Origin of the sequence: Asticcacaulis sp., from assembly GCF_020217185.1 — a bacterium.
GTDB lineage: Bacteria > Pseudomonadota > Alphaproteobacteria > Caulobacterales > Caulobacteraceae > Asticcacaulis.
The window spans coordinates 1-10,000 of sequence record NZ_JAIWNX010000143.1; the positions used below are offsets into that span (position 1 = coordinate 1).

A 10,000-nucleotide genomic window follows, 5' to 3' on the forward strand; every position below is an offset into this window, starting at 1 on the left:
GGTCTTGATGCCCAGCCGTTGACAGGTGCGGATGAGGCGGCAGGCGATTTCACCGCGATTGGCGATGAGGAGTTTGCGGAACATCATCTCACCCACCCCGGTTTACGCTTCTCAAGAAACGCGGCGATGCCCTCGCGGCCTTCGTCGGAGGCGCGGCGCTTCGCGATACGTCGGGCCGTCAGGCGGAGCAGGTCGTCATCGACGGGGCGGCCCGACACGTCGCTTATCAGCGCCTTGGCATCGGCCACGGCCTCAGGCCCGCTGGCCAGCAGGGCGTCAATCAGCGGCGCGGCGGCGGCATCGAGCCCGGCCTTCACCTCGTGCACCAGACCGATGCGGCGGGCCTCTTCGGCGCTGAAGCGTTCCCCGGTCAGGACATAGCGCCGGGCGGCCGAGGCGCCGATCTTTCCCACTACAAACGGCGAAATGGCCGCCGGGATCAGGCCCAGCCGCACCTCGGTCAGGCCGAAGCGCGCATCGGGGGCGGCGATCACCATGTCGCACGCCGCCGCCAGCCCGACGCCGCCGCCAAAACACGCGCCGTGGATCAGGCCGATCACCGGTTTCGGACAGGCATTCAGCGTGTGCAGCATGGTCGCCAGTGCCAGCGCATCGGCCGCGTTTTCGGCCTCGGTCTTCTGTGCGGCGCGCTGCATCCAGTGGAGGTCGCCCCCGGCGCAGAAGCTCTCCCCCGCGCCATTGAGCACTACGACGCGCACGGCAGGATTGGCCCCCAGCGTCGTAAAGGTCTGCGTCAGGTCGCCGATCATCGCCTCATCAAAGGCATTGTGCCGGTCGGGCCGGTTGAGCGTCAGGCGGGCTATGCCATTGGCAGCAAGGTCTAATTTAAGCGCGGTCATCATCCTACATCCTGAACACGCCGAACCGCGTCGGCTCTATGGGCGCATTGAGCGCCGCCGACAGGCCGAGACCGAGCACGCGGCGCGTATCCGCCGGGTCGATCACCCCGTCGTCCCACAGGCGCGCCGAGGCGTAGTAGGGATGGCCCTGCGCCTCATAGGTCGCCAGCAGCGGGGCCTTAAACGCGGCCTCGTCTTCGGCGCTCCAGGTGCCGCCCTTCGCCTCGATGCCGTCGCGGCGCACGGTCGCCAGCACATTGGCCGCCTGCTCGCCACCCATGACCGAGATGCGCGCATTGGGCCACATCCACAGGAAACGCGGATCGAAGGCGCGCCCGCACATGCCGTAATTGCCTGCCCCGTAGGAGCCACCGAAAACAAGGGTTAGTTTGGGCACATTGGCGCAGGCCACCGCCGTCACCATCTTGGCGCCATGCCGCGCAATACCTTCGTTCTCGTACTTGCGTCCCACCATGAATCCGGTGATATTTTGCAGGAAAATCAAAGGAATGTTGCGCTGGCAGCACAGTTCGACAAAGTGCGCGCCCTTTTGCGCGCTCTCGGAAAACAGCACGCCATTATTGGCGACAATGCCGACCGGATAGCCGTACAGGTGCGCAAACCCGCAGACGAGGGTTTCGCCATACAGCGCCTTGAACTCATCAAATTCCGAGCCATCGACTAGCCGCGCAATGAGTTCGCGCACATCAATCGGGATGCGCTTATCGACGGGGATCAGGCCGTACAGTTCGCGCGCTTCATACAGCGGTTCGACGCTGTAACGCAGCTTCAGCGACGCCGGTTTTGTGCGGTTGAGATTGCGCACAATGCGCCGCGCCATCGCAAGCGCTTCGGCGTCGTTGGCGGCCAGATGATCGACCACGCCGGACACGCGCGCATGGACATCGCCGCCGCCCAAATCTTCGGCGGAGACGACTTCGCCGGTCGCCGCCTTGACCAGCGGCGGGCCGCCCAGAAAGATAGTCCCCTGACGGCGCACAATGATGCTTTCGTCCGACATGGCCGGCACATAGGCCCCGCCGGCGGTGCAGCTTCCCATCACTACGGCGATCTGCGGGATGCCTCTGGCCGACATCTGCGCCTGATTGAAGAAGATGCGGCCGAAATCGTCCTTGTCCGGAAAGACCTCGTCCTGATTGGGCAGGTTGGCCCCGCCGGAGTCCACCAGATATACGCAGGGCAGGTGGTTCATCTGCGCCACCTCCTGCGCCCGCAGGTGCTTTTTGACCGTCAGCGGATAATAGGTGCCGCCTTTCACGGTGGCGTCATTGCACACCACCACGCATTCGGTGTTCTCAATCCGGCCAATGCCGGTGATGATCCCGGCGGCGGGCACCTCGTCCTCATAGACGCCGTGCGCCGCCAGCGCCGACAGTTCCAGAAACGGCGAGCCGGGATCGAGCAGGGCATCGACCCGCTGACGCGGCAGCAGTTTACCGCGCGACACGTGCTTTTGCCGCGCGCTGTCTGAGCCGCCTTCGGCGATGCGCGCGGTCAGGGCGCGCAGGTCATCGACCAGCCCCTGCATATGGGCGCTGTTGGCGGTGAAATCGGCGCTGTTCGTGTCGATCTGGCTGGTGAGGCGCATGGGGCGTTTCCTTTAAGGGAAACCTACACCGCTCTTGATCATTGGAAAAATTGATAATAAAAATAGAATGAATAGATGATATCTATGATTGTCTATGCCTCCCCGACTTGTCAGGGAGGGGGACCGCACGAGCGAACGTAGTGAGCGAGATGTGGGGGTGGGGTATCTTTTGAACGATCCACATGCGGCGCTTGTCGAGAGTCCGTAAGCCCCCACCACCGCATCTCGCGCTTCGCGCCTCGTGCGGTCCCCCTCCCCAGCAAGCTGGGGAGGTATGTAAGCGGAGGTGTCCAATGGAACCCTATCTTCTTCGCTATTTTCTGGCCGTGGTCGAAACGGGCTCCTTTACGCGCGCCGCCGAAGCCTGCCTGATCACCCAGCCGTCGCTCTCCTCCGGGATCAAGCGCCTTGAGGAACAGCTCGGCGTCACCCTGTTTATCCGCAACAACAAGCGGGTGTTTCTGACCACGGCGGGGACGCGCTTTCTGCCGCGCGCCAAGACCATTCTGCACGAATGCAATGTGGCGCTGACTGAACTGGCACAAACCGAACAGGCGCGCGTCCTGCGTCTTGGCGTGTTGCAGACCCTGTCCGGGGCCTGGGTGGCGGGGCTGCTGAAAGGCTTTCGCGACGCAGGCCTGACCGAAGAGACGGGCGGGCGGTTCGACCTGTTCGAAGGCACCGAGCAGGAGATCTTAAACCGTTTTGACGAGCGGGGGATAGATTACGCCCTGTCGATCCGCCGCGTCGAAGACGACAGCTCGGTGCCGTTATATAGTGAGCCCTATGTGCTGGCCCTGCCCGTCGATCATGCTTTGGCCGGGGCGGCGCAGGTGCGCGGCGAAGACCTTTCGGATCAGCCGATGATCGTGCGTTCGCGCTGCGAGGTTTTGTCGGAGACCAGCCGCTATTTCACCGACCGCAATGTGCGCCCGCCTCTGGCCTATCGCACGGCGAATGATGAGCGGGCGCTGCGCATGGTGGCCGCCGGTATCGGCGCGACCGTGGTGCCGCAAAGCCATACGGCGCAAGGGGTGGTGACCACCACACTGCACGGCTTTACCCATAGCCGCACCGTGGCCCTGTTCCGCCCGCGTCATGCCCTGCCGGACCATCTGACGTTCATGGGCGCGGCGTTTGAGCGCTATGTGACCGGACTTGCGCCGCCGCTGCGGTAACGCGGGGTTTGCGGCAACACAGTTGCAAGACAGCCCAGAGGCAAGGGCCGGACGTTCCGTTCTGGGACGATTGGGTGACCCGCGCCGCAGGGTAGTTTTCATGTTTGAATTTGGCCGTGAACTGAGGCGCATCATGGGGCAGGGCGGGCGGTATGAGCCCGATGTGAGCCTCTATGAGCTGATGACGCTCGAACTGCTGATCACGCAGGGGCGCGGCCTGGATGTCGAAGGCGGGCGGGTTTCGACGCGCAGCCGCTTTGAGCCCTATCTCGAATCGGCACTGGTGTGGCGCGAATACGCGCGGCGCACCGGCGACACCCTGGCGCTCAGCAAGGCCACCACGGCGGCGGAGTCGGCGGGCAAGGCCGCCAAGACCCTGAGCGAGGCCGCCAGTGCGGCGCTGGTGCAGGCGGAAATCTGCCTGCTGGGCTATGATTTGTTTGAAACCGCCGAACTGCTGGTTTCGGCCGAAACGCTGGTGGCCACCGGGCGCGGCGCCATTGGCAGCGATGCGGCTTTACTGGCGGCCTTTACCCTGACCGAAGGGCGGCTGGCGGCGCGTCTGGCCGTGCGGCACGGCATTGGCGAAGACCTTGAACCGGCGCTGGTGGCTATGGCCCATATCGACCGCGCCATCGAACGTTTCGACGCGCTGGTGCGCCAGACCAAGGCCGCCAAGGACAAGATCAGCGCCGCCGATGCACGGCTGGAGCGCGCCGATCTTTTGATGCTGGTCGGGCTCGATCGTCACGATAGCCGGCTGATGACGGCGGTCATCAACGACCTGACGGCGCTCTTGGCGCGGCTTGATGCTGACTATGAGCCGGTGACCTTTGTGCGCGTGACTCAGCGTCTGGCGCTGGCCCACGTCTGGGCGGGGCAGATCGACGGGCAGCCGCAGATGATCAGCGAAGGCATCGCGCTTCTGACGCCGCCGGAAGAGGTGGTGACCTATGAACACACGCCGCTCGACTGGGTGGCGCAGACGCATTTCCGCGCCCTGGCGCTACAGGCCCTGTCGGAGCTGATTCAGGAGGACGGACTGGCCGAACAGGCGGTGGCGGCCTTCGATCTGGCCCTGTCCAAGGCGCTGGCCAAGCCTCTGTCGATCCGTGCGCAGATCGTCAATAACCGCGCCGCCTGTCTGGCGCGCCGGGCCGAGCTGAAGGGCGATCTCCTGTCGCTCGAAGACGCCGAAGCGGCGTTCAAGGCGGAACTGCGTCAGGTCAAGCCGGGCGAAGACCCGGTCGGCTGGGCCATCCTTCAGACCAATCTGGGGCGTCTCTATGTGGCACGCGGCGACATTACCGGCTTTATGCTGGATCGCGCCGAGGCCGCCTATGCGCTGGAGGCCGCGCACGAGATTTTCGTGGAACACGGTCTGAAGTCGCTGGCCGAAACGGCACTGGAAAACCTCAACCGCGTGCGGTCGGGGGATTAGCTTAACAAATTCTATATGTTATCGGGTGCGATTTACGCAGTCCGATGAAATAGCATAGAGACTAAAATATATTTTGAATGTTTCTGTTGGTTAGACGTTCTTATTCATTGTAAATGCGCATATTGCTTTGCTGCATATTGCCTATAGAGATTAGGTTCTGAACGTAGTTCAATGATGCTGGAAACGTCTGACAGCATTCCGCCTTTCACGCCAATTGTTTCAATGGCACTTACGACAGAAACAAGAGCGGGCGGGTCTTCAGATTTAGAAATATCGGAATATTTCATATAGGTGCTTGCCAAAGAGTTTGGGTGTTTGTTTACAAACTCAAAAACCGCCTTATTGTGTTCAAATTGTACAAGGTTGTGAACCTCCCAATCCGCATCTTTGCCACTAATGTCGGCGGTTTTTGCCACATTTTGAGCACCAAAAACTTGGGATACTATACCGAACAACTCCCAGTTCTTCGACCGTTCTTTCGCATCCATTGCCTTGGAAATTGCACGAGACGCCGCCATGACTGAGGCATTAGCAACTGCGGAAACGGCTCCTGCAACACGCGATATATCTATATTGACGAGATGCAAGTCGGCACCGTCATAATCGATTCCATACCATTCTGACGCGGCTTTGGCGCAACCCGGATAAAAATCTCCAGCGCTTGCTGTGATGGCTTCCTGAAGACCTACCGCGCCATCTGAAACAGAAATTACGCCTTCTCCAGAATTATTAATGCGAATTGCAGCAAATGATCCGCTTGGATATGAAACAGGTACAGAAACGACTACAGCTCCGCCATCAGCGTAAACCGAAATAAGTTTCGATACTGCTGTATAAACTTGTTGGGTGATGTCGTTGAGAGCGATCATCATATTAGTTCCGCTTGTGTGTTTCTCGGAGGAATTTCCTCCCGGTTTATGATGTTGAGTTTATCACAAACATAGTTCAATGCTGAGATATAATCCGTAAAATCAACATGGATTTTCCGGGCAGCACAGACACCAGGTTTCAATATGCGCCGCTCAATAGGCGCGATATGGTCAGTGCATATATGCTCATGCGTTTCACCGGGAGCGAAAATAAGCCCCTGCAATTCTGGAGGCCCCTGAAAGCCATTTGCATGGCCAGTTTTAGGCCGCCATTCCAATCTGTAAAGCCAGAGTACCCCGCGCGTCGCTTCAGGTTGTATTTCCAGTTGAAAAGTTGCATTGTCGCTTCCTGTAGGAAAGAAGGACACCCTAAACCGCAGCCCTTGCGGTAAAGAGGTTTCAACCATGATGCGAGCCTCATAATTTAAGACCGCATCTCGTCCTGTTCTATTTTCTTTTCTGATCCAGCCTCTTCCTTGCACCAATGTTTTCGGCGCAGTAAGTAAGGCTTGAGCGTCAAGTTCTGAAATTTCCATGTCATTATTAGATCAACATGGAATCAACCCTAGCGCAAGCTGTTTGCCTTATGCCGCGTGGCCTTCGGCGCGGCGCATGCGCCAGAAGCGGATGGTGCGCAGCGCCGTATCGCGCGGCAGTTGCTCATAGAGCTTGCCGTATTCGGCGGCCTTGCCCATGGCATTGTCCTGCGCGGCCAGCATGATCATGGCATAGGTCAGGAACAGCGACTTTTCGAGATCGGCGGCCTTACAGGCGATGGCCAGCGCGTCCAGTTCGCGCTTGTCCACCACGTGCTTGGCCGTCAGGAAGTCGATATCGGCCATGATGGCCAGCGCACAGAGGAACCAGGTCGGGTTCGGATCGCGCATATAGCGGGCCAGCAGGGCCGGGGTCAGTTTCTGATTATTATAGAGGGTTTCCGCCTCGGCCATGATCTTTTCATAGTCGGGCGGGAAGGAGCCGTGGGCAATGGCCACCGTATTGCGCGACTTCGACAGGGCCTGTTCCAGCACCGCCGGATCAACGCGGGCGTTTTCCTGCATGATGCGTTCGCGCAGGCGGGCTTCGACGACAAAATACATGTCGTTCATCAGGTCGATGGGGAAGTCCTTGCGGTTGACGATGGCGTCGTGCAGGGCGGGGCTGGTCTGGGCGCGCTGAACGACCACCTCGTTGGTGGCACGCGACAGGCGGGCTCCGTCATTGCGCAAAAGCGTGTTGACCGTGGTGTCGTCGCCGCGATCGACGATGACGCCCGACACCGATTCCGGCACCTCTTCGCGGCGTGAGACGGCGCGCAGGTGGTCCTGACCCTTGGTCGAAACGACGTGCATCAGGTCGCTTTCGGTCAGGGCTTTTGAGCGGACCAGAATGGCTTCGGCGACCTCGATATCGTCGGAGGCCAGACGGCGCAGCAGCCCCAGCGGGGCGACCTTGGCTTCGGCCAGCTTGCGCGCGATTTCGGCGCGCACGACCGTTTCCATTTCGGACGATAACTGGCTCATCACTTCGTCATAGAGGGCCATCTCAGGCCCTTCGACCTGTTCCGGGTGGGCCATGAAGACGGTGGTGACCTGACGCAGCAGTTCGCGGCGCTTCTGCGAGGAGGGTTCCTTGGCCAGATCAATCAGGTGGTGCAGGGTCGAGGGCATGGCGGAGCCTTAAAGCGTCTTGTCTTTGGCGGGTGTCGGGTCGGTCTTTTGAGCTTTACTGGTCGCCCCGGAGCCTGACGTCTCAGAAGCCTTGCCCTGAGCCGGGGTCTGCACGGCATTGGGGTCGATTGCCAGATCGCCGCCCGTGTGCGGGGCCGGATCGGGCTCATAGCCATAGGCGCGGTGCAGCGAATAGAAGCGCGGAGCCTGCGACGCCGTGGTGGCGCGGCTGCCCGGTACGAAGGGTGTGTAGGGCTCGGCCGATTCCTGCTCAGCGGCCTGCGCCAGAGGGGCGGTGGCGGCCGGAGCGGTGGCGGTCTTGACGTCCGCCGGTTTGGCTTCGGCGGTTTTGGTGTCTGCGGTTTTCGCCCCAGCTTTTGGCGCGGAAGCCTTTGCTGCGGGCGTCTTGGCTGCCGGAGTCTGGGCGGTTGCGGCCGGTTTGGCCTCAGCGGTGGTTTGCGGGGCGGTTTGGGCCTGCGCTTTAGGGGCGTCCGGCTTTTGCGCTACGGGCGCGGCGGCCTGTGCGGGGACCGCCGGGCGACCCTCCAGCTCCGGCGACACGCGACCGGCATATTTGCTGTTGGCCGGCAGACGGTAGCCGCTGTCGGGACGCGGCTGGGGCTGAGCTTGCGGCTGAACCTGAACCGGAGGCTGGGGTTTCGGCTCGGCCTGCGCCTGAACCGGCGGCGTCGGAACCGGCGGAGTCGGGGCCGGTTTCACCGTGGCCACCGGCGCGGTTTCGCGCGCGACGGTTTCGGCGCTGACGACGGGCGGCTTGGGCTGCGGCAGGGGCACCGGATTGGCGACGCGCGCCGGAATGGTTTCGGGCGTCCGGGGTGTCGGCAGCGGGGCGGCTTCGACCTTTTGAGGAGCAGGCTGAGCCGGGGCCGTGGCCGGTACAGGGGCAGGGCGGCGGGGGGCGTCAAAGCGCGATTGTGGCACCGGCGTCCAGTTGGAGGCCAGTTCGGTCTTCGGTGCGGTTTGCTGGGCCGTCTGAGGCGCGGTGGCCTGCGCATTGACCGGAGCGGTCTTGCCGCGCCAGTTCAGTTCGTGGCGATAGGGGTTGCCGACCTGCCCATAGGGCGACGGCGGGATGTCAAAGCCCGGCTGACCCGTGGCGGCATTGGGCAGGGCGTGTTGCAGCGGCGTAGCGGGCGCTGTTTCGGGGACCGCGGGCGGTGTCGATTCTTGCGGCGCGCGCTTGCCGGGCCAGTCGAGATACAGGCGCGCCTGAGCCTGAGTCTGCGCCAGGGCGGGCGCGTGGACGCTCAGGCTCAAAAGGGCCACGCCCACAAGAGCCTGAGACGGGGCAGACAGACGGGTTCGACGGGTGCGGGTCATCAGGCGCGCGGGTTCCGGTAAGGTTGCAACGGCCTTAACCTAAGCTCTGCCGCTTAATATTGCCCTAATGGAACGCCGATATTGGCGGCCAGCGGGTATAATAGTGCTTTACGAGGGGGCTCCGCAGCGGCGGCTGGGTGCGGAAAACGATTTGCAGGTGCCCGATAGTCTGTTAAAACGCGCGCGGGGTGCCGGAGCGGGGTGCCGGAAACGGCGAAGGACGACCGGGGGAGACTTTTTCAGATGCCTAAAATCCTGACTGCGGCTGTTCTGGCGGCGCTGACTGCGCTTGTGCCTGTGACCGTGTGGGCGCAATCCACCGAAACCCCGCCGTCTGAAACGACGGCTACCCCGGTGGCTGAGCCCGTGGCGGTCCCGGCTGCGGCGGTGGTGCCCAATGGCACGCCGATCGTGGTCGAAATCATCGAGCTGGTCTCCACGCGCAGCGCCACGGTCGGCGACATGTTCCCGCTCAAGCTGGCCGAACCCGTGCTGCTGAATGGCGCCGTGGCCATACCCGAAGGCACGCCCGGCAAGGGGCAGGTGGTCGATACGGGTAAGCCCGGCATGGGAGGGAAGCCCGGAAAGCTGGTGCTGGCCGCCCGTTATCTCGAATTCGAAGGCCGTCAAATCCCCATCCGCGCGCTCAAGCTGGGGCTGGGAGCCAGGGACAATGCCGGCGCGTCTGCGGCGACCACGATTGCCGTGGGCGTGTTCGGTCTGGCGGTGACCGGCGGCCATATGGAGGCCCTGCCCGGTACGCGGGCCTCGGCCAAGCTGGCGGCCGATTTCACGCCCGCTATACCGCCCGCCTCACAATAGGCATGGCGGGATCGTACACTTTTTCAAAAGCCACAAATGGGGGTTACTTTTATGAAAAACATCAACGCGAAAACGGTCATGGCGCTTTGCCTGAGCCTGACCCTGATGGGCACCAGCGTCTGGGCCCAGACCACTGAGCCGCAAACGGCGTCCTCTTCGTCTTCGTCGTCTTCGTCTTCGTCTTCGTCCGAGGCCTCGTCGTCTTCCGCG

Annotated in this window: 10 protein-coding genes; 3 read left to right on the forward strand and 7 right to left on the reverse strand. The window is 62.1% G+C overall.

Going from position 1 to position 10,000, the window contains the following annotated elements:
• The 3 genes from LDL37_RS06925 to LDL37_RS06935 form a co-directional block, all read right to left on the reverse strand.
• Positions 1 to 87: biotin carboxylase N-terminal domain-containing protein (locus tag LDL37_RS06925; protein WP_366509221.1), on the reverse strand; the 87-nt coding region annotated here is incomplete at its 3' end.
• Positions 84 to 863: an enoyl-CoA hydratase/isomerase family protein gene (locus tag LDL37_RS06930; RefSeq protein ID WP_290795949.1), complete on the reverse strand. Its 780-nt coding sequence runs from the start codon at positions 861 to 863 to the stop codon at positions 84 to 86. The genes LDL37_RS06930 and LDL37_RS06925, both read right to left, overlap by 4 nt.
• Before the next feature lies 1 nt (position 864).
• On the reverse strand, positions 865 to 2,409 hold the full coding sequence (locus tag LDL37_RS06935) for a carboxyl transferase domain-containing protein (protein WP_366509222.1): 1,545 nt from the start codon (positions 2,407 to 2,409) through the stop codon (positions 865 to 867).
• Positions 2,410 to 2,762: 353 nt separating this feature from the next.
• Between LDL37_RS06935 and LDL37_RS06940 the strand changes: the two genes are divergently transcribed.
• Both LDL37_RS06940 and LDL37_RS06945 read left to right on the forward strand, forming a co-directional pair.
• The gene (locus LDL37_RS06940) at positions 2,763 to 3,647 is read left to right on the forward strand and encodes a LysR family transcriptional regulator (protein ID WP_290795953.1); all 885 of its coding nucleotides are present in this window, start codon (positions 2,763 to 2,765) and stop codon (positions 3,645 to 3,647) included.
• A 100-nt stretch (positions 3,648 to 3,747) separates the two neighbouring features.
• Positions 3,748 to 5,088: a hypothetical protein gene (locus tag LDL37_RS06945; RefSeq protein WP_290795955.1), complete on the forward strand. Its 1,341-nt coding sequence runs from the start codon at positions 3,748 to 3,750 to the stop codon at positions 5,086 to 5,088.
• A 104-nt stretch (positions 5,089 to 5,192) separates the two neighbouring features.
• On the opposite strand, the gene LDL37_RS06950 is transcribed toward LDL37_RS06945, so the two are convergent.
• From LDL37_RS06950 to LDL37_RS06965, 4 genes are read right to left on the reverse strand one after another with little or no spacing between them, the layout of a single operon-like run.
• Positions 5,193 to 5,960 carry a hypothetical protein gene (locus LDL37_RS06950; RefSeq protein WP_290795958.1) on the reverse strand — a complete coding sequence of 256 codons (768 nt, stop codon included), beginning with the start codon at positions 5,958 to 5,960 and terminating at the stop codon, positions 5,193 to 5,195.
• Positions 5,957 to 6,493, reverse strand: coding sequence for a hypothetical protein (locus LDL37_RS06955; RefSeq protein WP_290795960.1), 537 nt, complete (start codon positions 6,491 to 6,493; stop codon positions 5,957 to 5,959). The genes LDL37_RS06950 and LDL37_RS06955 overlap by 4 nt, the downstream gene beginning before the upstream one ends.
• 48 nt (positions 6,494 to 6,541) lie before the next feature.
• Positions 6,542 to 7,627: a DUF2336 domain-containing protein gene (locus LDL37_RS06960; protein WP_290795962.1), complete on the reverse strand. Its 1,086-nt coding sequence runs from the start codon at positions 7,625 to 7,627 to the stop codon at positions 6,542 to 6,544.
• A 9-nt stretch (positions 7,628 to 7,636) separates the two neighbouring features.
• Entirely contained in the window at positions 7,637 to 8,968 is a 1,332-nt protein-coding gene (locus LDL37_RS06965; RefSeq protein ID WP_290795964.1) for a hypothetical protein, read from the reverse strand.
• A 243-nt stretch (positions 8,969 to 9,211) separates the two neighbouring features.
• Here LDL37_RS06965 and LDL37_RS06970 point away from each other — a divergent pair, with 243 nt between their 5' ends.
• Positions 9,212 to 9,790, forward strand: coding sequence for a hypothetical protein (locus tag LDL37_RS06970; RefSeq protein ID WP_290795966.1), 579 nt, complete (start codon positions 9,212 to 9,214; stop codon positions 9,788 to 9,790).
• Positions 9,791 to 10,000 lie beyond the last annotated feature (210 nt).